Below are 24,021 nucleotides of genomic sequence, written 5' to 3'. Positions count from 1 at the left end.
AGAATACTTATAAAGAGGAGATAAGTTAGGGGGGAATCGCGTATGGCCAAAGAACAAATGCAGCTAAAAAGAGAAGCAATCATGCAGCTTCAACATCGAAAAATGACAAAAAGTGCGTTTTTTCGTCGTGGATTGTTCTTATTCATTGGTGCCGTTTTAATGTCTGTTGGGTTAGAAATTTTTTTAGTGCCGAATCGAATTATTGATGGAGGCATTACGGGAATTTCGATCATTTTATCTTATTTAACACAAGGGCCGATCGGTGTGTTCTTGTTCTTATTAAATATTCCTTTTTTATTCATTGGTTATAAATTGATTGGTAAAACTTTTGCATTATCTACACTTTTCGCTATTCTTGTTATGTCGACAGGTACGGCCTTGCTTCATCCTGTGAAGGAACTTACGAACGATCCGTTGTTAGCCGCGGTATTCGGCGGGATTATTCTTGGCATAGGCGTGGGGATGGTTATTCGTTTCGGGGGATCACTGGATGGGACAGAAATCGTTGCGATTCTCGTTTCGAAAAAAATTCCTTTCTCTGTTGGCGAGATCGTTATGTTTTTCAACTTATTCATTCTTGGAAGTGCAGGGTTTGTCTATACGTGGGATCGTGCCATGTACTCGTTAATCGCTTATTTTATTGCTTATAAAATGATTGATGTCACCATTGAAGGATTCGATGAGTCGAAGTCGGTGTGGATTATTAGTGACCACTTTAGAGAGATAGGCGGGGCTATCATGGATCGCTTAGGACGCGGCGTCACCTATTTAGAAGGTGAAGGCGGATTCTCTGGGGATAACAAGAAGGTTATCTTTTGTGTGATTACACGCTTGGAAGAAGCCAAGTTGAAATCCATCGTGGATGGACTTGATCCCAAAGCATTTCTTGCAGTTGGCAATATCCACGATGTCAAAGGCGGAAGATTCAAGAAGAAAGATATCCACTAATCGGATTTCTCCTTCTTGATTTCATTGTCCTTTTGTGAAGAACCTCGCTCGAAAAACCCTAAATTTCTTAACTGCTGAGCAGCATCCTTGCTGCTCGGGCTTCCGAGCTTTTTCAAAATATGCCCAACATGAATTTTAACTGTTCGTAATGAAATGAAGAAACGGTTCGCAATTTCCGTCTGCGTATGGCCTTGATCGATCATATCAAGAACTTGAAGCTCCGTTGGGGTGATGAGATCCCGGACTTCTTTGATCTTGAATTGCTGCTCCAGCCGTTTGAGTCTGCGGAACTCCTCACGCATTTGTTCAGAAACAGCTGCATTAATAGCGGACTGGCGCGCATGAGCAGCCCGAATAATGCTTGGGAGCTCCTCGAAACGAGACTTAATTTGATAATCGATTGCCCCTGCCTGAAAGGAACGGAAAATGAAATCCTTTTCCTCCATGGAGGTTAACATGATGACTTTGGCTCCCCAAGACAAGAAGGCTTGCTCCGCAAGACTAATGCCCGCGGGTTCATTTTGAAGCATAATATCCATAAGTACGACATCAGCAGAAGGCGCGGCCTGACTAAATAACGCTTGAGCATCTTCTGCTGTAGATCGGCTCTCCACGACAGTCATATCTCCTTGACGATTCAAATAATCCGTTAGACCGCGCAGCCAGTCTAGATCATCTTCCACGATGAGTATGCGAATTACATCCATTCTGATACTTCCTCTCCTGAGCAAGTCTAGCGCTGTCCCGGAAAAGTCAAATAGACACTTGTACCTTTACCGGGTTCACTGCTAATTTCCAAACTACCACCGTGTTTTTTCATGACACTATAGCAATAAGCCAGGCCTAGACCAAAGTTATTCCGGTTACCACTTTTTGTCGTGTAGAAAGGTTCTACTGCTTGCTTGAGGACGGATTTCTCCATGCCCATGCCTGTATCTTTAATTTCAAGAACCATATTTTTTTTGTTTGAAAAAGCTTTAATAGAAAGCTCCCCACCGCTGCTCATCGCTTCGATGGCATTCATAAGAATGTTTGTTAATGTTTCTGTGACTTGGATCTGATCAAGTTGAAGTTCGAGCCGATCAGGCAACTCAACATGTACTTGGATCTTTCCTAAATAAACTTGAAGGGATTCTAGCACATCTTGCAGCAACTGAACAACGTCAACCTGTGAAATGCGCAGAGGCAATTCTTGTGTTTGCTCATGTACACGGCTAATCATTTCCTGAATATGCCTAGAGGCGTTCATGACCACATGAATGTCCTGTATAAGTTCGGTTTGCCCTGTGTCTGCTGCGTGTTGGTTCATCTTCTCCAGAAATAACCGCATTTTTCCTACATCATTTTTTATGGCATGGTTAAGAATGGCCGTACCAGACGTAATGGCGCGGAGCGTAGAATCCAGCTTACGGCGCTCAATGAGTAGCCGGATACCGAGAAACCCATATTTGAAAAACGTAAATACAAAGAAAGGGACCACAAAGGCCAAAATCCATACATGATAGATCCACAATCGATAGAACCCGAAGCTGGGCATGACATAATTGAGCACACCAACACAAAGTACGGGCGGAATCAGTGCAAGGCAGGTGAACAAATGTGTTCGCCTCATGGCCGGGAGATGTTCCTTTTTGAGTGCAATCAGTAAGGAACCTATGATGATGTATGGGAAGGCCCATGTCGCGACTATGCGGAACTCTATGGGCATTTCTTCGGTATACCCTGGCAATAAGATCAGACATACAAGTGGCGGAACTAGTAATACAAGCGGTAACCATGTACGTAGAAGAGGCTTCTGCCAAGTGGAATGATAAGCTAAAGATAGCATTGCGAAAGCGTAAGGTAAGCCATAATAGGAAAGCAAAGAGCAGATGCTCATAACACGATAAAAGAAAGAAACTAGGGCTGGATTTGGAGATGTTAGCTGAAAATAGGGGATGATATCCGCTGATATGACAGCTGCTAAGGCGCCAGAACCTCCTGTAAAAGCAACTGCGCTCATCCAACGCATAGTGCGTGAACCGGGATCTACAATAAGTAGTCCTGATGCGATAAACCAAAGTGCAAAAAGGACAAAAAGCATGTGTTCCCCCTCAATCAAGTCAATAGATAGTCTTATTGTGGCATGACGTAATCGTTTGCACAAGAGTTTCCTTTCTAAGAAATGGGAGGATTTGGGCATAAATTCTCGAATTGTTCAAAGACGAAAGGAGTGAGCCGAAATCGAAGTGAAGAAGAGAAGATCATTTCCAATCCTTCAGATAGTGGGGAAAGTAGGGCTAACCCTCATTTTCATCATCGTTATTACGGTCATTTTATCTATTGCTGCAGCTGTCTTTGCCGTGAGGTTAAACCCTGATCTTATCGTAAGCATGGAGGCTGTCACGCGTAATCCCTTTTTTATTAAAGCGTCATTATGGGCACAGATTGTAGGTTTTATCAGTGGTGTTTGTTTGGGTTTCTATTTATTTGAGCGGAAAAAGGGATGGAAATTAGGACTGCACACGGTTCAGTTCGGCCGTCGGTTTGGAGAAGGTTTCCTATGGGGGGCCGTGCTGATAACCCTTAGCAGCTTAGTGATATGGCTATTCGGAGGCATCCATTTTGTTCAAGTGGAATGGAGCTTATCAAAGGGTTATGCAATTGGCGGGAGCTTTCTTCTCTTTATTGGCGTAGCGGTCAATGAAGAACTTTTTGCACGCGGGTATTTACAAGGTCTTGTAAAAAATCGCTTTGGACCGACAATAGCTGTAGGGGTGTCGACGATTGTTTTCGCCCTGCTGCATAGCTTTAATCCAGGGATGTGGACGACGGCTCTTCCTTTTATCAATATCCTTTTGGCAGGACTTTTGATGGGGTTGTGTCGTGAGTTGACAGGTAGTCTTTGGATGCCCATAGGGCTGCATTTAGCATGGAATTTAATGCAGGGATGTATATTTGGCTTTGATGTTTCGGGGATTCCGATGTCATCCCTGATAACAACTGAAACGAAAGGTGCCATCGTCGTATCTGGTGGAGCTTTTGGGGCAGAAGGAAGCTTAATTACGAGCTTTATTCTTGTACTTGGCATCATTATGATTTATAACTATTATCAAACGCGTAATCGTTTAAGCCATACTACGCAACCTATTATGAAAGACAACATGTAAAAAGGGGGACTCATCTTTGAGCAAGTATGAAGTTATACATAGTGAATGGGAAGGGGAGTCGACGCTCCAACTCGTCGACCACATGAATGAGGCCGTGGCCGAAATTATTCCGGCCGTCGGTCTACACCTGTTCCGCTTCGATGTGCGGAACCACAGTTACATCGCGAAGCCCGACGACTTGTCGGAGCTTCGCGTCAATTCCTCGCGCTACGGCGTGCCCATTCTGTTCCCGCCGGGGCGTGTAAAAGAAGCGGCCTTCACCTTCGGTGGCCGCGAATACCGGCTCCCGGCGAATCGGGAGCCAGATCACGCCCACGGCCAGCTGCGCGAGCGGCCGTGGAAGGTCGTTGCCAGCGGCGCGGACGCTGCTGGCGGGGCTTATGTCTCCGCGGAGTTTGATATCGCGGAGACACCGGACATGCTGGCGTATTTCCCACACGCCGCATGCTTCCGCTTTACGTACCGTCTGCAGGACGGTACGCTGTCGCTCAGCGGTGAAATCGCCAACCGAGGCGGCAATTCCATGCCGCTTTCACTTGGCTTTCACCCGTACTTCGCGTTCGCGGAGGGCGAAGCCGACCGCGTGCGGGTAACCATTCCCGCGGTGGCGGAATGGCCGCTGTCCGCGGGTGGGTTTGCGGCAGGGGAGCCTATGCCGACGGCGCTCACAGCGGCCTTGCAGGAGGGCGCAAAGGTCTCGTCGCTGCCAGGATATCCTGGCGGGTCACAGATGCTGAGCATCGCGTCTGGTTCACAGATATGCGAGATTGCCTACGAAGCTCGCAACACGAAACTTATCTTTGATATGGGGGACAAATTCCCAATTCACGTTCTATTCACAGCGCCATGGACAAACGCAGTTTCCCTTGAACCTTACACAAGCATTATGAATGTGTTCAATGAATCATATCCAGCTGAAATCTCAGGTGCGCAAAGCTTGGAACCAGGTGCAACCTTCACCTTCAACTGGGCAATTCGTATTGAAACGAAGTAAGCTACCAAGGTTCATATCCAAAACCGATTGACGAATAACCTTGATAAGCATGCTGATGGAGCTCTACAATGATTCCTTCCATTTGTGCAGATTTAGCAAGCGCACCGCGTCTTCCAGTGTTGTACAGGTTCAAATCCACAACACCTTGGAGCAAATGAATATGATCTCCGTTCGCTACAGCAATTGGCGGGCCAGTAACGCCATAAAAAGCGTGATAATGACCATATTTAATCCCTGAAATACCTTGATACTGATGGACATGCTGGTCATAAGAAGTACCGTTCACATTGAAAGTGTATAGTCGCAAAAGATGATGATGCCCTAATTCTTCCGAAGTTACCGTTGTGAAGAAATGTACATGAGCTGGTGGAATGCTCCTCATCACACAAAAGCCCCCTATGAGTAGGATATGCTTCATCCTATTCGTAGGGGGCTTTTGTCATGACGAAGGCAATGTATAAAGATTAGATTGACCGATTTTCATCTTTTTATCATCATATACACGTACTTCAACTTGTTGCGACTTACCTAGTTCAATTACAGGATTAGATGCAATATCAACATAAAGCGTATCTTTTCCATCGAAATTAGACTTAACTTCCTGCCCATCAATATACACATTACAGGAGGAGAAAAATGGTGAACCTGTTACTTTAACTTTTTTGTCTTCTACCGTGACTTTTGAAATGATAGGATCACCATATCCTAACGTATACGCGGGTTGGACAATCGTATCTTTGTATCCTTTCGCTTCATAGCCGTATCTGCCCCCGAACAGATTATCATACTGCAGCTTCTCATATCCAGCAAGATCGCTCTCCTTAATGTTAAATGTCGACCACATGTCTTGCGGAGGAATGACTGGTATTTTCTTTGATAAATCATATAAATAATCCGTATAATAACTCCCCTTTACACCTGCCAAATGTAAGAGCATAGGCCCCAAAAAAGAAGGGCTAGAAGTTAAATTCAGTTTCTCTTGGTCAGCAGGGACGAAGTTATTCCATATCACAAAAGGCGTATAATGTGTCTTCGTATACAGATCGGGATCATCAGGCAGCACATATTTGGCATCGCGATATACTTTATAATTTTCCTCAAAGAATGGGAAATGGTCCCCGAAAAACAAAATAATCGTCGGTTCTGACTTTTTTGAATAATAATCAACTAGAGATTGCAGGGCCTGATCCGTAGCTGTAATACCTTGTGCATAAGTTTCCAAAATGCTTTTTGACTCTGCCGAAATATCTCCAGTAACCTGAATCGTATTTTTACTGAATTTATTGGGAGGGTAAGGATGATGATTTTCCATCGTATTAGCAAAAATGAAATCAGGCCCAGCGCTTTTTTCTGTTTCCTCAATAATTTTGTTCACAACGGCATGATCCGCATAATTAGGTCCTGAGAAATCATTTGGGAAATATTCACTCGAAATGAACCGGGAAAAACCAAAATGTTTATACACTTTTCTGCTATCAAAAAAATAACTGAAGAATGGATTAATTGCGGTTGCCGTATATCCTTGTCTTGTCGTAATGCTTGCTAAAGAGTCGACACCGTGATTCATATATTCGATATAGGGAATTATTTTATCAGGTGATTTTCCAAAAAAACGCATGGAGTTCCCCGATAAAACCTCAAATTCAACATTTGCTGTACTACCCCCGAATTGAGGAGATAACATCTTCCCGCTTGTGAATTTTTTCTGCAACTCATGCAAATGTGGAATAGGATCGCGGCTAAAAGTTACATTTTTCATCGTCGTCGGATCAAAAAAGGACTCTCCTAGCAATACTATAATATTTGGTTTTTTGTCATTTGAAGCTGGTTTTTCTGGGATATCGTCCAGAAGAGACGTAATTGCTTTCTTACTATATCCATCTGGTTTCGCTACATGTAAAAAGTTAAGCATTTGAACAGTTGAGTACAGATAACCATTTTCATCATAGGTAATCGTTTGATCCCAGGGGACCGTGTAAATCCCATATAGTTTTGTAAAAGAAAGGGGCTTATCCGCATACAAACTGGTTGCCATTACAACTGCGATTACACCGTAAACACTGCGTTCGATCCAGTGAAGCTTCATTTTACGATTGCGTAGAATGAGATGAAACAGACAAGCCACAATAACTATAAACAGCAAGGTATATCCAACAATACGATTCGTAAAATATTCGCTCAAAAACTTCCTATACTCCATAAGTTGGTTATTAAAATAAAGATCCCATGGATAATAAGGTGCGCCAATCGCCTTTAACTTACTGCCGCTAATCGCTCCAAGTGGCAACAACAAGGCACAAAGGAGCCAAAACGACAGCTTAGAACCACCAGTAACAGCGATAAGAAACAAATACATGGCTCCAACAACGAAATATGCAAGCACCATGGCTAAAGGATACGTTGTCATCCAATGATGGAACTCCTTGTAAGTGCCCCTTTCCAAATATTCAACCATGCACATCAATAAAAACGGAAGTATCACAATCATTGCACGAGTAGGCAGCTGCTTAAGTGCCTTAAGTAAAGTAGTCATTCGTAAAACTCCTATTTATCAGCTTATAAAAACCCGACTCTCCTCGTGGAGATGCCGGGTGATATTGAACTTTAGATCACGCTTCATCCGTACCCTCTGCACTAATTTGCTCCAACGCTTGCAGAAACGTTGCTGCGGGTTGAGCACCTGTTAACGCATATTTACGGTTAATTACGAAAAAGGGGACCCCTGTTACGCCAGCTTGACTGGCAAAAGCAAGGTCATTTTCAACCTGCTCAAGACCTTGTTTAGCAGCAAGTTGGATACGAGTTTGATGCGGATCCATGCCATGCAGACTTGCAGTTTCAAGGAGGTAATCGATGTGACCGATATCTTTTCCATCCTCAAAATAAGCTTTGAACAAGTCGTCAACAAGCTGCTGTTTGACTTCTTCAGGTGCGATCGCAATGAGCTGATGCGCTTTTAACGTATTTGGCATTTTCGTGATTTGTGCAAAATCAAAATGTAAACCCGATGCTTGTCCAGCCTGAGTCACTTGTTGGAGCATTGCTTGCAGTTTGCTTTCATCAGCGCGAAATTTAGTACGCATAAGCGTCGCAAAATCTGCACCTTCAACGGGTGTCGAAGGATCAAGTTGATACGCACGATAATGCAGCTCAACAGGTTCAGCTGTAAAATCTTCTAGCGCATCCATCAAATTCTTCTTCCCGATGCGGCACCAAGGACAGACTAAATCTTGAAATATCTCAATTCTCATCTCGAATAAACTCCTTTAATCATTGCTTCAGCTCCATTCAACATTATAACCCAAAGAAGATAATTGTCACCATGTAACATAAACCGCAAATCGACTTAAATACGAACAGCCTTCGAATTCAAACTGACCCCATGCTTCGTCAAAAGTCATAGTATCATTTGACGGGATCCTTATTTTCAGTCAAGATGGTAGTAATGGTTACAACTTTACAAAGAATTAGGAGAATACTGATGAAAAGGGTTGTACAAGCCCCTATCCATTTTTATCGAAAGTTTATTTCGCCGCTAAAACCCCCAACATGTCGATTCTATCCAACTTGTTCGCAATATGCGTTGGAAGCGATTGAGGTTCATGGACCTATGAAAGGTTCCTGGTTATCCGTAAAACGAATTTGCAAATGCCATCCTTTTCACCCGGGTGGTGTGGACCACGTGCCTGCAAAGAGCGGAAATTAATATAGGGAATCTGTCAGCTTGACATGTGGCTGTTTTTTTCGATATATTGTGCTTAAGATGCTAAATATTGTTTATTTCGATGAACGGATAAGTACAATCAGATGCCTATGTACAGAGAGCCGGGGCAGGTGAAAGCCGGTATAGGAGAATGTTTGGAATATGGTCCCGGAGAATAGGCCTTCGAGCTACTCAGTAGAAGAGTGTATAGCAATTGCTTACACAAACTTTGCCTGAGAGTAAGCTGGTCTCGTGTCCCAGCGTTAATGGGCAAGTCGTAATAGACTTACTGAGCCCCGAGCTTGTGAAAGGCGGGGGAACCTGGGTGGTACCGCGTGAGTTCAACTCTCGTCCCAAGATGGATGAGGGTTTTTTGTGTTTTCTAATAACCGCTGTTGGAGGAATGAATAATGTCCGAACAATCAAAAACATTTTACATTACCACACCGATCTACTATCCAAGTGATAAGCTGCATATTGGGCATGCGTATTCGACTGTTGCTGGAGATGCAATGGCGCGTTACAAAAGGTTACAAGGCTATGATGTTAGGTATTTAACAGGTACTGATGAACATGGTCAGAAAATTGAACGTAAGGCGCAAGAAAAAGGAACAACACCACAAGCATTTGTGGATAATATCGTTTCAGGGATTAAAGAACTTTGGGCGAAACTAGACATTTCCTATGATGATTTTATTCGTACAACTGAAGACCGACATAAGGATGCGGTTGCTAAGATTTTTCAACGTTTACTCGATCAAGGAGATATTTATTTAGGCGAGTATGAAGGTTGGTACTGTATCCCAGATGAATCTTTCTTTCTGGAGAGCAAATTAGTTGATGGGAAATGTCCTGATTGTGGTCGTCCTGTGGAGAAGATGAAGGAGCAAACGTATTTCTTCCGGATGAGTAAGTATGCGGATAGACTAGTGCAATATTATGAAGAAAATCCTGATTTCATCCAACCGGAATCACGTAAGAATGAGATGTTGAACAACTTCATTAAACCAGGGTTAGAGGATTTGGCTGTTTCGAGAACGACTTTTGACTGGGGAATTAAAGTTCCTGGAGATCCAAAGCATGTCATTTATGTTTGGATTGATGCGCTTTCCAATTATATTACAGCCCTAGGTTATGGTTCTGACGATGAGACGATTTTCAAAAAATATTGGCCAGCAGATGTGCACTTAATGAGCAAGGAAATTGTGCGTTTCCATACGATTTATTGGCCGATTATGTTAATGGCGCTTGATTTGCCTCTGCCGAAAAAGGTATTTGCACACGGCTGGTTGCTTATGAAGGATGGCAAAATGTCCAAGTCCAAGGGGAATGTTGTGGACCCTGTTACACTTATCGATCGTTATGGTTTGGATGCTCTTCGTTATTACCTCATGCGTGAAGTGCCATTTGGAGCAGACGGTACTTTCACACCTGAGAGTTTTGTTGAACGTGTAAATCATGATCTAGCTAATGATCTGGGGAATTTATTGAATCGTACGATTGTGATGATCGATAAATATTTTGCTGGTAGAATTCCTGCCTATATTCCAGGGGCTACTGAATTTGACGAAAGCCTACTGGAGACGGTTCGTACAACTGTTGCTAAGTATGAGGAATCAATGGAGAAAATGGAGTTCTCCATTGCGTTATCCGCGGTGTGGCAGTTGATTAGCCGCACGAACAAATATATCGACGAAACACAGCCGTGGTCGATGGTGAAGGACGAAGCCAAGCGCGATACGCTAGGCTCGGTCATGTATGTGCTGGCGGAATCTCAGCGCATCTCGTCTGTTCTTCTTCGTCCTTTCTTGACTAAGACACCGGAACTGATTTGGGCACAGTTAGGTTTAGCTACGGAAGATTTACCACGCTTGACTGCCTGGGAGAGCGTTCAGTCCTTTGGGCATCTCCCTACAGGCACCAAGGTGCTGAAAGGAGAGCCAATGTTCCCTAGACTCGACGTAGCGGCAGAAGTCGCCTACATCGTCGAGGCCATGGGTGGCGGTGCTTCGGAGAGCACCGAAGAACCAAAGGCAGCAGAGCCAGCACCCGCTGCAAATGCTTCTGTGCCAACGCCGGAGCCCAAAGAAGAAATCGGGATCGACGATTTCGGTAAAGTGGAGCTGCGCGTGGCCCAAGTGATTTCGGCGGAGCCTGTGAAAGGCGCCGACAAGCTTCTCAAGCTGCAGCTCGACCTCGGCTATGAGCAGCGTCAGGTTGTTTCGGGCATCGCGAAGTTCTACACGCCCGATGATCTTGTTGGACGTAAAGTCATTTGCGTCACGAACTTGAAGCCCGCCAAGCTGCGCGGCGAGCTGTCTCAAGGTATGATTCTCGCTGCTTCACACGGCGATCAGCTCACACTGGCGACCGTTCCGGATTCGATGCCGAACGGTGCGATCGTGAAATAATAGCCTTATGCACGAAGACTCTCTCCCAGATTTTCTGGGAAAGGGTCTTTTGCTTTTTGTGACTAAGTTGAGGGTATTTTTGATGATAAAGGGCAAGCTATAGGAAACTAACCACGGAGTGAATAAGATGCTTATACAACGTATAGGAAAAGGGATAACTTTAGCAATATTGATCATCACTTTAACAGCTTGTTCGTTATTCGGTGGAGGCCAGAAGAAAAAGGAAGAAGAAAAAAAACAAGCTGATGCTAAAAATGAAAGTGTGATTGATCAAGAACTGAAAAAGCAGTATCAGATGTATAATGAAGTGATCAAATATCAAAAAGAGCAGAATGCTAAACTCATTAAGGAATCGGAAGAGCGTTATAAAAAGTTGAAAGAAGAGTCAGACAAACCCATAAAAGGTAGCAGCGAGGAAAAACAAAAAGCCAAAGAAGCTAAGATTGGGAAAGAAGACTCTGGCGATTCGGGTTCAGGTGATTCTGGGGATTCCGGAGGTACTAGTGATTCAGGAGATTCAAGCGATTCTGGAGGTTCTGAAGAATAACCAACCTCGGATATGTAAAGTAAAACATAGGGAAATCATAGGTGAATTAGAAATGGCCATGCTGTGAACGATGCAGCTGGCTTTTTTGGCTTTCCTCACCAGATATATTGACTTCAATAATCCCACCTCGTATAATCAAAACGTTAATAAAAAAAATTACGATTTAGAGTGGGTGTTTATTCAAATGACAAGACGTGCGAAGCGATATATCTACATAGCTTTATTGATAATAGTTGCTTGCTGCATTGCGGGCTGCAGCAGTTCGAAAGCTGGATTAGTAGAGGGGAAAGTAAATGTTGTGACTAGTTTTTATCCCTTATATGATTTTACGAAACAAATTGGCGGCGATTATGTAAATGTAATAAATCTTGTCCCGGCTGGCGTGGAGCCACATGACTGGTCTCCCAAAAGCAGGGATATTAAAAATATGTCAGGGGCTCAAGTTTTTGTATATCAAGGCGCAGGCTTTGAAGGTTGGGTCAAAGATTTTCTAGGAAGTCTATCAAGTACATCTAAAGTACGTATCGTAGAAGCAAGTCAAGGTGCTAATTTAATTACAACAGATGAAAATAAAAAAGAATTTGATCCACATGCCTGGTTAAGCCCGTTAAATGCACAAATAATGGCTAATAATATTAAAACGGCATTAATTGAGGCGGATCCAATTCATAAGGATGCCTATGAGCAAAACTATCAGAAATACAACGCTAAATTATTGGAGTTAGACGCTAGATACAAAAAGGAACTTGCAACAACTACTAAAAAAGAAATTGCAGTATCTCATCATGCTTTTGCATATCTATGTAGAGACTATGGCTTGACTCAAATGTCCATCATGGGATTATCACCGGATGCAGAGCCAACAGCGCAAGATCTCAAACAAATCAACTCTTTTATTAGAGATCATCAGCTCAAATATATTTTCTTTGAAGAACTTGTCTCGGATAAGCTGGCAAAGACGTTAGCCAAGGATGCAAAGGTAGACACCCTAGTGTTAAATCCACTAGAGGGACTTACCGAAGAGCAGATTGAAGCAGGCGAAGATTATATTTCGATTATGGACAAAAACTTGAAAAACCTAGTCCTCGCGTTACAATAAGAAAGTAGGACAATTCTTAGTAAGTCAGGAGTAATCAGATGGAAACTAGTAATAGAATGTTATGCCATCAGAAAATCGTTTCAATCGATCAGATTTCATTTGCATATGAAAATAAGACAGTGATTAACAATCTCCAGTTTGATGTGTTTGAGCGGGATTTTGTTGGTGTGATTGGTTCCAACGGCGCGGGCAAAACGACGCTTCTAAAAATGTTAGTTGGTTTATTGAAACCAACTAGTGGAGAAATCCGATTATTTGATCGTCCATTGAATCAATTCAAGGACTGGGAACGTATCGGTTATGTACCACAGAAGAATGCTTTCAATCCTTTATTCCCAGCGACAGTTAGGGAAGTTGTACTTTCTGGCATGTATACCAAGAAGAACGTATATCGCCGACTTTCCAAAGCTGATTTGCAAAAAGCGGAAGACGCGATGCTGGCGATGCGCATCGAAGATCTAGCCGATCGACGTATTGGTCAGCTCTCTGGAGGTCAGCAGCAACGAGCCTTCTTAGCTCGCGCGATTGTGAATAACCCGGAGCTGCTCATTCTAGATGAGCCTACCGTAGGGATTGATGCCGAAACACAGATCGGCTTCTTCCGAATGATCAAGCATATGCATCAGCATCATCATATGACCTTCATTATGGTCTCCCATGATATGGATATGATTCAGTCGTATCTGGGAACAGAACCGCAGCAAGTAAGCGGCGGCATCAAGTTTTATGTGAAGCATACCCATGATCCCGAAGATTGCCGTGAGACGAATCTAACCCATTCACTCGGCCAGATTCGAGAGATGATCGGAGTTCAGTAAGGAGCGGGCATTTTGGACATATTTACAGAGTACTTTTTTCAACGTGCATTAATAGGTGGATTATTGATCGGGCTAACTGCGCCATTAATGGGCGTTTTTCTTGTTCTAAGACGTCTATCTATGATAGGGGACACACTAGCGCATGTTTCAATTGCTGGCGTAGCACTCGGTTTCTTGATCAATGTGTACCCACTAGGTGTGGGACTTGTATTTGCCTTATTGGCGTCATTTGCGATAGAAAGACTGCGCAAGGCATATAAGACCTACGCTGAGCTCTCCATAGCCATTATTATGTCAGGCGGCGTGGCGTTGGCAACGTTACTTTTTACTCTAGGCAAAGGGTTTAATATGAATGTCATGAGCTATCTGTTCGGCAGCATCTATACATTAGATTCCACGGATTTATGGGTGGTTCTCGTGGTATGTGTGCTAGTTATCGGAGTTATAGCTTTTCATTTCAAAGAATTTTTCTTGATGTTTTTTGACGAGGATGCTGCGAGTGTAAGTGGACTTCCTTTGAAGTTTTATAATATGATGATTACGATGCTGACGGCACTTGTCATTTCAGTTGCTATCAAAATTGTAGGTGCCTTGTTAGTTTCCTCCTTGTTGACAATTCCCGTCGCATGCAGTCTATTAATTGCTCGTAGCTTCAAACATTCCGTTTTCTTAGCGATTTTATTCTCAGAAATTGCAGTCATCGTTGGTCTTGTTGTTGCTGGGATTTGGGATCTGGCACCAGGAGGAACGGTTGTTCTGAGCCTTATCGCTATTTTAATTGGGATTATTTTAAAAAGAGGATTGAGGATATAAATCATGGATTCCGTTAATTTATGGATCGCCCTTTGGGCGGGTATAGCATCTTTCATTTCACCTTGTTGTTTACCTTTATATCCTTCGTTCTTATCCTACATAACAGGTATTTCGGTCAGTGAACTTAAGTCAGGGAGAACAACTGTACAAGTTAGACGTCAAACGATGCTTCACACATTAAGCTTTATCGTCGGCTTCTCCATCATTTTTTACGCTTTAGGTCTGACGGCAGGCTTTGTCGGCAGCTTCTTTATTGACTACCGCGACTTGCTTCGTCAAATCGCTGCACTTTTAATATTTGTAATGGGATTATTTTTACTCGGTATATTTCAACCGCAATGGCTAATGAAAGAACGCAAACTGTCTATTAAATTTCGGCCAGCCGGATATGTTGGCTCTGTCTTTGTTGGTATGGGCTTTGCAGCGGGTTGGTCACCATGTGTTGGGCCAATACTTTCAGCCATTCTTGCTTTAGCGGCGACAGAACCGGGCACTTGGTTCCAACTAACCACTTCATACTCGCTTGGATTCGCGATTCCTTTTTTCGTGCTTTCCTTTTTCATCGGTTCAACTAAATGGATTCTACGCTATTCCAATCTACTTATGAAAATTGGCGGAGGCTTAATGATTATAATCGCCATTCTTCTTTATACAGGTAAAATGACGCAAATCACTCTTTGGTTGAACTCCATTACACCAGATTTCTTGAAATTCTAAGAATTCATGTAAAATATTCAATCTTCGCTTGAGGGAATTTCTCGAAAATTTGTTCTGTGATAAATTCTCTCAACGCGTTAGCTTGTTCATCTTTGTACACATATTTACCTTTCCCATATTTGCCCCATTTGTACTTTCTCTTTTCTTCATCCATTTCCAACTTCGTTTTGGGATAGCGCTTCTCAATAATATTCTTGGCAGTTCTCGTGAAACGATGCTGAATCATCTCGAAAGTAAGATCATGAGTGGCTTCAGCAGGCAAGGTGTTATAGAGCTTTTCAATTAGTGTCGCATAGCCTTCCTCCCAGCCTTCATGCCAAATAATAGGTGCAATGATGAAACCAAGCGGATAACCAGCCTTGGCAACTTTGCCTGCCGCTTCAATGCGCTCATGAAATCGAGATGTTCCAGGTTCGAAGTTTTTGATTACATAATCCGCATTTACACTGAATCGAAAACGGGTATGCTTGTTATGTTTCGCATCTAATAATGGCTCTACGTGATGGTACTTGGTGACAAAACGTAGACGACCGTGCTCTTGTTCACCCATAAACTCGATTAATTGTTTGAGCGAACCTGAGATATGCTCAAGCCCTACAGGATCTGATGTGCAAGCGGCTTCGAAACGGGTGATTTCAGGTTCGCGCTCCGCGATATAGCCCTTGGCTGCCCCTAGAATATCGTCCATATTGACATAGACACGAATATACGGCTTCGCACCCATCGTTGTTTGCAAATAGCAATAATGACAATGTCCCATGCAGCCTGTTGCGATCGGTATCGCGTATTCGGCGGATGGCTTGGATGTCTCGAATTTTAACGTTTTTCGAATACCTACAACTAAGGTTCTCTTGGCAATTCGGTATTTATCTAATTCGCTTTCCCCGGGCAAATCGCGGATTTGATTATGTGAGGTCGTCATATGAATTTCAAGGCCTTCTTGTTCAGCCCATTTATAAATTTGCTTACCTTTGGGATAATTCAGGGCATCTGGTTCAAAATAAACAAGCTCTGGCACGAAAATCGTCGTACTAGGTTGCGTCCTTGTAAGTAACTCAGTAGACATGTGGGCCTCCTTTACAAATCGGAATGACAATCTATTATTTTAGTGTGCCAAAGAGAAGAGCTTTGAAATCATGGGAGATTTGACCGCATCTAGGTAGATGGATTATGATAGGAAAGCAGTATTTGGTGAGAAACCCTTTATTGAGGCCACTCGAAGATGAGCGACCGCGTTTAGAGGCAGGTTTTATCGCCAATAAAAACAGTTTTCGGATACCGAAAACTTATTCTTTTTTTGTGGAAAGAAATTCGTACAGCAGGGGGAAATATAGCAATGGCTACGCCAAGTATGGAAGATTATTTGGAGAGAATATACAAGCTTATCGATGAGAAAGGTTACGCTCGTGTTTCCGACATTGCTGAAGGGCTTGAAGTGCACCCCTCCTCCGTAACTAAAATGATTCAAAAATTAGATAAAGATAATTATTTAATCTATGAAAAATATCGCGGTCTCATCCTAACGCCCAAGGGGAAGAAGATGGGCAAACGTTTGATGGATCGTCATGAGCTATTGGAAAATTTTCTAACGACAATTGGTGTCCATGAGGACAATATATATAAGGATGTCGAAGGCATAGAGCATCATTTAAGCTGGGATTCGATTACGTGTATCGAAACATTATTAGAATACTTTCGAAGAGATCCAAGTCGTGCAGATGAACTTATGAATGTTCGTAAAGAGTTAGAGGCAGAGAATTAGGCAGAGACCGTTTACGGTTCCCTGTCTTTTTTTGTGGGAATAGAAACAAACTACTCTCGCATACATACCTAAGAAGCCCTACGAAATAGAGCTATAGGAGGATGCAGGGTATGAAGATTAATGGCGTGTTTGAAGGTGGGGGGGTCAAAGGGATAGCCTTGGCGGGTGCTGTGAGCGCAGCCATAGAACAAGGATATACCTTCCATAATGTCGCAGGTACAAGCTCTGGTGCGATTGTGGCTGCTTTGTTGGCAGCGGGCTATCCGGGGGAAGAAATGAGGGAGTTGATCCTTAGAGCGCCTTTTAAGTCGTTTATGCAACGTTCTCCTATTTTCAACACGAAAATCATAGGTCCCGCGGCACGCTTGTTACTCAAAAAAGGGCTATATTCAGGCGAAGCCTTAGAACATTGGATCAATCAACAACTCGCCGCGAAAGGTGTTCGCACGTTTGCTGATCTGGGGCCGAACCAGCTCCGTATTATTGCTTCTGATATTACACAGGGCAAGCTATTGGTTCTGCCTAATGATATAGCGCAATACGGCATTGAACCTGGCAAGCTCTCGGTTGCCAAAGCGGTGAGGATGAGCACGAGTATTCCATACTTCTTCGATCCAGTTAGAATCCGGCGGAATATAAAAAGCTCCGAGAAGGCTAAGCCTTTCTCAGAGCAGTTTAATTATATCGTGGACGGTGGTTTGTTAAGCAACTTCCCACTTTGGGTGTTCGACAATGAAATGCCGCGTGCTAAACTCATTCCTGTTATTGGTTTCCAACTCGTTGGTAAGAGTGATACGCCAACACATACGATCCGAGGACCTATTACGATGTTAGAAGCGCTTTTTAGCACCATGCTTAGTGCGCATGATGAACGCTACATTGAACAGAAGAATCGCTTCCGAACCATTAAAATCCCGACGTTAGGTGTTGGAAATACACAATTCACCATCTCCAAGGAATTAAGCATGTCACTGTACGAGTCAGGCTTCTTGGCGGCCAAAGCGTATTTCAAAAGTTGGTCTGCCAGTACTTATGAAGAAAATTATGAGAAATATGTGATGCGACCTCCACATAAATCTTTGACTTAGTGGTATTTCGGGAAATCATCCTTATCGGAATCTTTCGTCCCGTTGATGACACGGAATTTCGCGTTCTTCGTTTTACCTTTTTCAGCTCCACGAGGGATCGAAGGTTTCTTCCAACGGGAAGGTGGGAATTTATACAGTAGGAAAATCGCCCCAAGCACAAGAATAGGAATAAATAACACACGCAGACTAACGATCAAGCCTATTGCAATCAAAACGCCTATGGCAATTTCAATCGGAGAAAACTTTCTTCTCATGCCCGTCCCTCCATAATTCGTTTTTCCGCTTCTAGCATGCGGTTAAAAGATGCAATGGACACCTCGACTTGACTGTCTTCAGGTTCTTTGGTTGTCAGTAATTGAAGCCAAAGACCAGGATACCCTAAATAACGAAGAACAGGTACTTCACGAAGGGAATTCGTAAAACGTAATACCTCATAAGAGACACCGATAACTAATGGTAACAAAATGAGACGCTGCACAATACGCTCGACCATGCCGTCGTAGTGAAGGAATGAGTAGATAACAACACCAATTAAAACGGTAAATACGATAAAGCTGCTTCCACAACGGTAATGAAGGGTGTTGAATTTTTGTACATTGCTAACCGTTAATTCCATACCTGCTTCATAAGCGCTGATGACTTTATGCTCTGCGCCATGATATTGAAACAATCTCCGAATCATAGGTGTAAGAGAGATGAAGTAAATATATCCCACCAGCAAAATGATTTTGATTACACCTTCTATAAGATTATGAAGAATCTGATTGCTAAATACATTTTGAAACAAAAACTGTTCAATAATAGCTGGAACTAACGTAAAAATGAATTTACCGAATAAAAATGAAAGGACACCGACAAAAGCAACACCTAGAACCATGGAGATGCCAGAGAACATGCCTGCTTTTTCTTCTTTCTTCGGCATGTCAGCTTCACCTTCTTGTTCGGCGAATGACTCGGCGGAGAAATTCAGATGCTGTGCACCTTTGGCGCTCGACTCGATAATTCCTACAATTCCTCGTACAAAAGGAATTTTCTTAAGTGCTTGAACCCACGGAATCACTTTCTTAGGTACTTCCAAAAAATCAAGGGAACCGTCTTTTTTGCGCACAGCAGTTACATGCACATTTCTTCCTGCGAACATGACGCCCTCGATGACGGCTTGTCCTCCGTATATACTGTTTTGTTCTGCCACAAGATTCACCTTCTCATCTTTCTCGAATTCAGTTACTCACTTTCTTATTGTAACGGATTCAGGTGTTGAATGCTACCGATTGCGACAGAACATACTATGATTGCCAAGGAAAAGACAAGCCTTATCGGTAGAGAAAGGAAGATCGAAGATGACAAGTGCGCATACCGCGAAGAAAAAACAAACGAATCGTTGGGTATTTGTACTATATATCGGTTTTTTTGCGGGGTTACTATGGGGTGCCCTCAAAATCGTCGAGAATTACTTTAAGTTCACAACCATAGGAATTGGTTTTCTTGTTGAACCTTTTTTCAAGCATGATTTTTTTAATACATGGTTGGGATTATTCTTGGGGTGGATCGCGTTTGCTCTATTCTCGATATTGGCCGCATTTATCTACATGGTCACCATGTGGAAACTGCGCAGTCCTTTTTGGGGGATAGGCTATGGTGCCTTATGGTGGGCGATTATTTATCTCATCGTAGGGCCGATTACAGGAATGGTGTATTGGATCACGGAGTTGGAGCTAAATACAATCATCAGTGATATTTGTTTATTTCTCGTATGGGGGATGTTTATTGGGTATTCCATTGCCATTGAATATACAAGTACTAGAACAACAGAGGCTATACCCAAGACATGAAAGTTATGGTAAAATATCAAAGGCTAATTAGCCGTAAGAAGCTAGTTGCCTATGACGATTGTCGCGGGAGGATTTCGAATTGAAAAGGGTTCTAGTTTTGAATGGTCCGAATTTGAATATGCTTGGCATACGTGAACCTGGTGTATATGGAACCGTCACACTTTCTTCCATCATTGAAGGTTTGCAGCAGCTTGGAACCGAGCTTTCGCTCGAATTGGAGAGCTTCCAATCTAACCATGAAGGCGAGATCATTGACAAAATTCACGCTGCCTACGGTACTAAGGAGGGTATACTTATGAATCCTGGTGCCTTCACGCATTACAGCTATGCGATTCGTGATGCGCTATCTACGGTCCAATTGCCAACGGTAGAGGTTCATATTTCGAATATTCATAAACGCGAAGAATTTCGTCATCATTCGGTCATTGCACCCGTTGTAATTGGTCAAATTTGCGGATTTGGCGCAGATAGCTATGCGCTTGGTTTACGAGCATTACTACCCCATCTGTAAGCATTGGGCTTACGAAGCTAGTTTTGCTAAAGCAAAACTTTAAGAAGGAATGGTGATTTGGATGCAGGAGAAACGTATTGAACGTCTTCGCGAGGCTATGCAACAGCAGGAATTACCGGCACTACTCATCACGAACGCATATAACCGTACATATGTATCTGGTTTCACCGGTTCATCTGGCTATGTACTTATTACGTTAGACCGTGCCATTTTATTAACAGATTTCCGTTATATGACACAAGCGCCGCAACAAGCTAAATTGTTTGAAGTGGTAGAACATAAAGCAAAGGCGATTGAGTCCGTAAGAGAGCTCTTGCAGCAGCAAGGGATCACGAAGCTTGGCTTCGAGCAAAGCGACGTGTCTTATGGTGATTTCCTCAACTATCAACAAGGACTTCCGGGCATCGAATTCGTGCCAACTTCACGTCTTGTTGAATTAATTCGAATGGTGAAAGATGATGCTGAACTTCAAGTGATGCAGGAAGCGGCTGATTTGGCCGATCTAACCTTCTCACACATCCTTAATTTCATTAAACCAGGTGTCAAAGAGCTAGATATTGCACTGGAAATTGAAGTGTTTATTCGTAAAAACGGAGGCACCTCGACATCCTTCGAGACGATTGTAGCGTCTGGTGAGCGTTCAGCGTTACCACACGGTAAAGCAAGTGATCGTATTCTCCGATTAAACGAATTTGTCAAATTGGATTTTGGAGCGTATTATAAAGGTTATTGCTCTGACATCACAAGAACGGTTATGCTAGGAAAGCCGACAGATAAACATAAAGAAATTTATGATATTGTGTTGGAAGCACAGTTGAATTGTTTGGCAAACCTGAAACCCGGTATTACTGGCAGAGAAGGCGATGCGTTCGCACGTGATGTCATCGTGAAGCGGGGCTATGGCGATTATTTCGGTCACGGGACCGGACATGGGCTGGGGATGGAAGTACACGAATCTCCGCGCGTGTCGAAAACCGAAGATATGATTTTAACTCCTGGTATGGTTGTTACTGTTGAGCCTGGTATTTATCTCCCTGATTTTGGCGGAGTTCGAATTGAGGATGACGTAGTAATTACTGAGACCGGCATTAAAATACTTACACATTCTACCAAAGATTTTCTTATCATTGACTAGCGGAGGGATTTACAAGTGATATCAGTAAACGATTTTAAAACAGGTCTGACAATTGAAGTTGAACATGATATTTTTACAGTTCTAGATTTCCAACACGTTAAACCAGGTAAAGGTGCTGCATTCGTGCGCTCCAAGCTCAAAAACCTACGCAACGGCAACACTGTTGAGCGTACATTCCGTGCAGGTGAGAACGTTGGACGTGCTCACATCGAAAACCGTGAAATGCAGTACCTGTACGCAGCTGGCGACGAGTACACGTTCATGGATACGGAAACTTACGATCAGATTTCGCTTGCCCACGAGCAATTGAAATGGGAATTGAACTTCTTGAAAGAAAACATGAACATCAAAATCATGAGCTACCAAGGGGAAATCCTAGGGATTAACCTTCCGAAGAGCGTTGATTTGAAAGTTATCGAAACCGATGCAAGTGTTAAAGGAAACACAGCACAAGGTGCATTGAAAAATGCGAAAGTGGAAACAGGCCTTAATGTGATGGTTCCACTTTTCATCAACGAAGGCGATGTTCTTTCCGTTGATACAGATGACGGCAAATACCTTTCACGCGCGAGCAACTAAAAAGATAAGCCTTTCTGACTCTACGGAGTCCGAAAGGCTTTTTTTCTTTTCTTACCACAGTCCGTCAATTGTATGCTATAATATTGAATTGTTATGCACTAGTATGCGTTAGGAGTGGGTCAGCTTTGTCTCTTATAGTGATGAAATTTGGCGGTAGCTCTGTCGGTGATGCGGAGCGAATGAAACGAGTTGCAAAAAGAATCGTGGAGCGTAAACAAGCTGGACACAGCTGTGTTGTTGTCGTTTCTGCGATGGGTGATACAACGGATGATTTAATCGACTTGTCCAAGCAAATTTACGATGGAGCCCCACCGGCTCGTGAAATGGATATGTTGTTGACGACGGGCGAGCAAGTTTCCGTAGCGCTTTTATCGATGGCCATACATAATCTTGGTGAACAAGCGGTTTCGTACACTGGGTGGCAAAGTGGCATTTATACAGAGCCAGTTCACGGGAAAGCGAGAATTACGGATATTCAACCTCATCGTGTCCTGAATGCGATTGAACAAGGGAATGTTGTCATTGTAGCTGGTTTCCAAGGGATGACAGAAGCAGGTGAGATTACTACGTTGGGCCGCGGCGGCTCCGATACTACAGCAGTAGCACTTGCTGCAGCGATCAAAGCGGATCTTTGTGAAATTTATACCGATGTTGATGGCATTTATTCAACGGATCCTCGGATTGTGAAAGTAGCTAGAAAGCTTGCTGAAATATCTTATGATGAAATGTTGGAGCTTGCTAACCTTGGAGCTGCAGTTCTTCATCCTCGCGCAGTCGAGTATGCGAAAAATTACAACGTGACCCTCGTGGTGCGTTCAAGCTTTAATTACAATGAAGGCACCAATGTGAAGGAGGAAGCAGTGATGGAGCAAGGAATCGTCGTTCGTGGCATCGCATATGACAAAAATGTAGCAAGAATTAGTATTCTGGGTGTTCCTGAGAAACCAGGTCAGCTTGCTAAAGTTTTCCTAGCACTTGCTGAAGTGCAAATTGACGTGGACATTATCGTTCAAAGCGGTGTGATTAACGGATCTGCGGATTTCTCTTTCACAACGACATTGGCGGATCGTGAGAAAGCGCTAGATGTCATTGAACAAATTCGTGCTGAAGTTGGTTTCCGTGAAGTGACGTCCGAAGTTGATCTTGTTAAAGTTTCGATCGTTGGTGCCGGTATGGTTAGTTCACCAGGTGTTGCAGCTACGATGTTCAAAGTCATTTCTGATCTTGGCATTACCATCTCATTGGTAAGTACATCAGAGATTAAAATGTCTTGTGTCATTGACAATACGAACTTAACAGATGTGATTCGTGCTCTTCACACAGCATACGGCTTAGACACAGCAGAGCAAGCCTTCGTTGGTGGTCCAGAAGATCGCAGATAATTTGGAAAACTAATGGAGTTTGTCCGCAATGAAATAAGCAATCTTCAATAGAAATGCCGTTATTCCGGCAGCCATTAATGGTCCTACCGGAATGCCGCGCAAAAATATAATGCCAAATATAGAACCAAGGACAAGACCCACAATTAATTGTGGGTCTACTTTTAGTAACTCCAAACCTTTTCCATTCATATAGGTGGCTATCGCTCCACCCACGAGGGCAATGATGCCAGGCCATGTTGTGAAGACGGAGAGGATATCTTTCATCGAAATACGGTCACTTGCAAATGGAATCAAAACACCGATTGTCAGGAACAGCAAGCCGAGCTCGAGACCTCTACGTTCCATGGTAGGGAAATAGCGATCGAGACCAATTAACTTAATGGCCAGTAAAAGACAAGCCGCGGTTGTAATGATCGGAGAACGGCCTATGAGTCCAATAATAATTAAAATAACTAAGAGCATATCACCATTCATATACAAAACCCCTTGTCCTCATCGTCGTCATTTAAGTTTATGAAAGGGGCTTGTATTTA

At 43.2% G+C, this 24,021-nt stretch carries 26 protein-coding genes; 17 read left to right on the top strand and 9 right to left on the bottom strand.

What is annotated here, in order from left to right:
* Positions 1–102 precede the first annotated feature (102 nt).
* The gene (locus ACSQ8O_RS30390) at positions 103–948 is read left to right on the top strand and encodes a YitT family protein (RefSeq protein WP_436244980.1); all 846 of its coding nucleotides are present in this window, start codon (positions 103–105) and stop codon (positions 946–948) included.
* On the opposite strand, the gene ACSQ8O_RS30385 is transcribed toward ACSQ8O_RS30390, so the two are convergent.
* The gene (locus ACSQ8O_RS30385) at positions 945–1,655 is read right to left on the bottom strand and encodes a response regulator transcription factor (protein ID WP_436244670.1); all 711 of its coding nucleotides are present in this window, start codon (positions 1,653–1,655) and stop codon (positions 945–947) included. The genes ACSQ8O_RS30390 and ACSQ8O_RS30385 overlap by 4 nt on opposite strands.
* 26 nt (positions 1,656–1,681) lie before the next feature.
* Complete coding sequence (locus ACSQ8O_RS30380) at positions 1,682–3,031, bottom strand: sensor histidine kinase (protein WP_436244669.1); 1,350 nt, start codon at positions 3,029–3,031, stop codon at positions 1,682–1,684.
* A 145-nt stretch (positions 3,032–3,176) separates the two neighbouring features.
* Between ACSQ8O_RS30380 and ACSQ8O_RS30375 the strand changes: the two genes are divergently transcribed.
* Together ACSQ8O_RS30375 and ACSQ8O_RS30370 are read left to right on the top strand one after the other, a co-directional pair.
* Positions 3,177–4,097: a CPBP family intramembrane glutamic endopeptidase gene (locus ACSQ8O_RS30375; protein ID WP_436244668.1), complete on the top strand. Its 921-nt coding sequence runs from the start codon at positions 3,177–3,179 to the stop codon at positions 4,095–4,097.
* Between the two features lie 16 nt (positions 4,098–4,113).
* Positions 4,114–5,091 carry an aldose 1-epimerase gene (locus ACSQ8O_RS30370; protein WP_436244667.1) on the top strand — a complete coding sequence of 326 codons (978 nt, stop codon included), beginning with the start codon at positions 4,114–4,116 and terminating at the stop codon, positions 5,089–5,091.
* Between the two features lies 1 nt (position 5,092).
* Here ACSQ8O_RS30370 and ACSQ8O_RS30365 read toward each other — a convergent pair whose 3' ends face one another.
* From ACSQ8O_RS30365 to ACSQ8O_RS30355, 3 genes are all read right to left on the bottom strand, one after another.
* Entirely contained in the window at positions 5,093–5,473 is a 381-nt protein-coding gene (locus ACSQ8O_RS30365; protein ID WP_436244666.1) for a YmaF family protein, read from the bottom strand.
* Between the two features lie 57 nt (positions 5,474–5,530).
* Complete coding sequence (locus ACSQ8O_RS30360) at positions 5,531–7,624, bottom strand: LTA synthase family protein (protein ID WP_436244665.1); 2,094 nt, start codon at positions 7,622–7,624, stop codon at positions 5,531–5,533.
* Positions 7,625–7,700: 76 nt separating this feature from the next.
* Complete coding sequence (locus ACSQ8O_RS30355) at positions 7,701–8,342, bottom strand: DsbA family oxidoreductase (RefSeq protein WP_436244664.1); 642 nt, start codon at positions 8,340–8,342, stop codon at positions 7,701–7,703.
* Positions 8,343–8,572: 230 nt separating this feature from the next.
* On the opposite strand from ACSQ8O_RS30355, the gene yidD reads away from it, so the two are divergent.
* The 7 genes from yidD to ACSQ8O_RS30320 all read left to right on the top strand — a co-directional run bounded on the left by yidD (position 8,573) and on the right by ACSQ8O_RS30320 (position 15,199).
* On the top strand, positions 8,573–8,797 hold the full coding sequence (gene yidD / locus ACSQ8O_RS30350) for a membrane protein insertion efficiency factor YidD (protein ID WP_216626085.1): 225 nt from the start codon (positions 8,573–8,575) through the stop codon (positions 8,795–8,797).
* A 407-nt stretch (positions 8,798–9,204) separates the two neighbouring features.
* A complete protein-coding gene (gene metG / locus ACSQ8O_RS30345) occupies positions 9,205–11,205 on the top strand; it encodes a methionine--tRNA ligase (protein ID WP_436244663.1) in 2,001 nt (666 codons plus the stop codon).
* A 127-nt stretch (positions 11,206–11,332) separates the two neighbouring features.
* Positions 11,333–11,752: a hypothetical protein gene (locus ACSQ8O_RS30340; protein ID WP_436244662.1), complete on the top strand. Its 420-nt coding sequence runs from the start codon at positions 11,333–11,335 to the stop codon at positions 11,750–11,752.
* 70 nt (positions 11,753–11,822) lie between these two features.
* Positions 11,823–12,851, top strand: coding sequence for a metal ABC transporter substrate-binding protein (locus ACSQ8O_RS30335; protein ID WP_436244661.1), 1,029 nt, complete (start codon positions 11,823–11,825; stop codon positions 12,849–12,851).
* A gap of 38 nt (positions 12,852–12,889) precedes the next feature.
* Complete coding sequence (locus ACSQ8O_RS30330) at positions 12,890–13,669, top strand: metal ABC transporter ATP-binding protein (protein WP_436244660.1); 780 nt, start codon at positions 12,890–12,892, stop codon at positions 13,667–13,669.
* Between the two features lie 12 nt (positions 13,670–13,681).
* Complete coding sequence (locus ACSQ8O_RS30325) at positions 13,682–14,482, top strand: metal ABC transporter permease (RefSeq protein ID WP_056614758.1); 801 nt, start codon at positions 13,682–13,684, stop codon at positions 14,480–14,482.
* A gap of 3 nt (positions 14,483–14,485) precedes the next feature.
* Positions 14,486–15,199: a cytochrome c biogenesis CcdA family protein gene (locus ACSQ8O_RS30320; RefSeq protein ID WP_056614755.1), complete on the top strand. Its 714-nt coding sequence runs from the start codon at positions 14,486–14,488 to the stop codon at positions 15,197–15,199.
* A 4-nt stretch (positions 15,200–15,203) separates the two neighbouring features.
* Here ACSQ8O_RS30320 and splB read toward each other — a convergent pair whose 3' ends face one another.
* Entirely contained in the window at positions 15,204–16,265 is a 1,062-nt protein-coding gene (splB, locus tag ACSQ8O_RS30315; RefSeq protein WP_436244659.1) for a spore photoproduct lyase, read from the bottom strand.
* Positions 16,266–16,535: 270 nt separating this feature from the next.
* Between splB and mntR the strand changes: the two genes are divergently transcribed.
* Together mntR and ACSQ8O_RS30305 are read left to right on the top strand one after the other, a co-directional pair.
* Complete coding sequence (mntR, locus tag ACSQ8O_RS30310) at positions 16,536–16,961, top strand: transcriptional regulator MntR (RefSeq protein ID WP_056614749.1); 426 nt, start codon at positions 16,536–16,538, stop codon at positions 16,959–16,961.
* Positions 16,962–17,071: 110 nt separating this feature from the next.
* Positions 17,072–18,049 (top strand): patatin-like phospholipase family protein, encoded by a 978-nt coding sequence (locus tag ACSQ8O_RS30305; protein WP_436244658.1) that lies wholly within the window; start codon positions 17,072–17,074, stop codon positions 18,047–18,049.
* On the opposite strand, the gene ACSQ8O_RS30300 is transcribed toward ACSQ8O_RS30305, so the two are convergent.
* Together ACSQ8O_RS30300 and ACSQ8O_RS30295 are read right to left on the bottom strand one after the other, a co-directional pair.
* Positions 18,046–18,303: a hypothetical protein gene (locus ACSQ8O_RS30300; protein WP_436244657.1), complete on the bottom strand. Its 258-nt coding sequence runs from the start codon at positions 18,301–18,303 to the stop codon at positions 18,046–18,048. The genes ACSQ8O_RS30305 and ACSQ8O_RS30300 overlap by 4 nt on opposite strands.
* Positions 18,300–19,190: a DUF1385 domain-containing protein gene (locus tag ACSQ8O_RS30295; RefSeq protein WP_056616997.1), complete on the bottom strand. Its 891-nt coding sequence runs from the start codon at positions 19,188–19,190 to the stop codon at positions 18,300–18,302. Before ACSQ8O_RS30295 ends, ACSQ8O_RS30300 begins: the two co-directional genes overlap by 4 nt.
* Before the next feature lie 199 nt (positions 19,191–19,389).
* On the opposite strand from ACSQ8O_RS30295, the gene ACSQ8O_RS30290 reads away from it, so the two are divergent.
* From ACSQ8O_RS30290 to ACSQ8O_RS30270, 5 genes are all read left to right on the top strand, one after another.
* Positions 19,390–19,881, top strand: coding sequence for a YqhR family membrane protein (locus ACSQ8O_RS30290; protein ID WP_436244656.1), 492 nt, complete (start codon positions 19,390–19,392; stop codon positions 19,879–19,881).
* Positions 19,882–19,960: 79 nt separating this feature from the next.
* A complete protein-coding gene (gene aroQ, locus ACSQ8O_RS30285) occupies positions 19,961–20,392 on the top strand; it encodes a type II 3-dehydroquinate dehydratase (protein WP_436244655.1) in 432 nt (143 codons plus the stop codon).
* Positions 20,393–20,453: 61 nt separating this feature from the next.
* Positions 20,454–21,527, top strand: a complete 1,074-nt coding sequence (locus ACSQ8O_RS30280; RefSeq protein WP_436244979.1) for a M24 family metallopeptidase — start codon at positions 20,454–20,456, stop codon at positions 21,525–21,527.
* Between the two features lie 15 nt (positions 21,528–21,542).
* On the top strand, positions 21,543–22,106 hold the full coding sequence (gene efp, locus ACSQ8O_RS30275) for an elongation factor P (RefSeq protein ID WP_056614735.1): 564 nt from the start codon (positions 21,543–21,545) through the stop codon (positions 22,104–22,106).
* Positions 22,107–22,231: 125 nt separating this feature from the next.
* Positions 22,232–23,488: an aspartate kinase gene (locus tag ACSQ8O_RS30270; protein WP_056614731.1), complete on the top strand. Its 1,257-nt coding sequence runs from the start codon at positions 22,232–22,234 to the stop codon at positions 23,486–23,488.
* Between the two features lie 9 nt (positions 23,489–23,497).
* On the opposite strand, the gene ACSQ8O_RS30265 is transcribed toward ACSQ8O_RS30270, so the two are convergent.
* Positions 23,498–23,962, bottom strand: a complete 465-nt coding sequence (locus tag ACSQ8O_RS30265; RefSeq protein WP_436244654.1) for a DUF441 domain-containing protein — start codon at positions 23,960–23,962, stop codon at positions 23,498–23,500.
* Positions 23,963–24,021: the final 59 nt, after the last annotated feature.

Origin of the sequence: Paenibacillus sp. LjRoot56, from assembly GCF_964253335.1 — a bacterium.
In the GTDB taxonomy this organism is placed as follows: Bacteria; Bacillota; Bacilli; order Paenibacillales; family NBRC-103111; genus Paenibacillus_E; species Paenibacillus_E allorhizoplanae.
This window is presented reverse-complemented; position numbering and strand designations above follow the sequence as displayed.

Coding starts and splice junctions, on each gene's coding strand:
- splB (WP_436244659.1), bottom strand. CDS start 16,265: ATGTCTACTGAGTTACTTACAAGGACGCAACCTAGTACGACGATTTTC.
- ACSQ8O_RS30365 (WP_436244666.1), bottom strand. CDS start 5,473: ATGAGGAGCATTCCACCAGCTCATGTACATTTCTTCACAACGGTAACT.
- ACSQ8O_RS30380 (WP_436244669.1), bottom strand. CDS start 3,031: ATGCTTTTTGTCCTTTTTGCACTTTGGTTTATCGCATCAGGACTACTT.
- ACSQ8O_RS30290 (WP_436244656.1), top strand. CDS start 19,390: ATGACAAGTGCGCATACCGCGAAGAAAAAACAAACGAATCGTTGGGTA.
- ACSQ8O_RS30320 (WP_056614755.1), top strand. CDS start 14,486: ATGGATTCCGTTAATTTATGGATCGCCCTTTGGGCGGGTATAGCATCT.
- yidD (WP_216626085.1), top strand. CDS start 8,573: ATGAAAAGGGTTGTACAAGCCCCTATCCATTTTTATCGAAAGTTTATT.
- ACSQ8O_RS30340 (WP_436244662.1), top strand. CDS start 11,333: ATGCTTATACAACGTATAGGAAAAGGGATAACTTTAGCAATATTGATC.
- ACSQ8O_RS30265 (WP_436244654.1), bottom strand. CDS start 23,962: ATGAATGGTGATATGCTCTTAGTTATTTTAATTATTATTGGACTCATA.
- ACSQ8O_RS30360 (WP_436244665.1), bottom strand. CDS start 7,624: ATGACTACTTTACTTAAGGCACTTAAGCAGCTGCCTACTCGTGCAATG.
- ACSQ8O_RS30300 (WP_436244657.1), bottom strand. CDS start 18,303: ATGAGAAGAAAGTTTTCTCCGATTGAAATTGCCATAGGCGTTTTGATT.
- ACSQ8O_RS30280 (WP_436244979.1), top strand. CDS start 20,454: ATGCAGGAGAAACGTATTGAACGTCTTCGCGAGGCTATGCAACAGCAG.
- ACSQ8O_RS30355 (WP_436244664.1), bottom strand. CDS start 8,342: ATGAGAATTGAGATATTTCAAGATTTAGTCTGTCCTTGGTGCCGCATC.
- ACSQ8O_RS30305 (WP_436244658.1), top strand. CDS start 17,072: ATGAAGATTAATGGCGTGTTTGAAGGTGGGGGGGTCAAAGGGATAGCC.
- ACSQ8O_RS30385 (WP_436244670.1), bottom strand. CDS start 1,655: ATGGATGTAATTCGCATACTCATCGTGGAAGATGATCTAGACTGGCTG.
- ACSQ8O_RS30390 (WP_436244980.1), top strand. CDS start 103: ATGACAAAAAGTGCGTTTTTTCGTCGTGGATTGTTCTTATTCATTGGT.
- ACSQ8O_RS30335 (WP_436244661.1), top strand. CDS start 11,823: ATGCAGCTGGCTTTTTTGGCTTTCCTCACCAGATATATTGACTTCAAT.
- mntR (WP_056614749.1), top strand. CDS start 16,536: ATGGCTACGCCAAGTATGGAAGATTATTTGGAGAGAATATACAAGCTT.
- ACSQ8O_RS30330 (WP_436244660.1), top strand. CDS start 12,890: ATGGAAACTAGTAATAGAATGTTATGCCATCAGAAAATCGTTTCAATC.
- ACSQ8O_RS30295 (WP_056616997.1), bottom strand. CDS start 19,190: ATGTTCGCAGGAAGAAATGTGCATGTAACTGCTGTGCGCAAAAAAGAC.
- metG (WP_436244663.1), top strand. CDS start 9,205: ATGTCCGAACAATCAAAAACATTTTACATTACCACACCGATCTACTAT.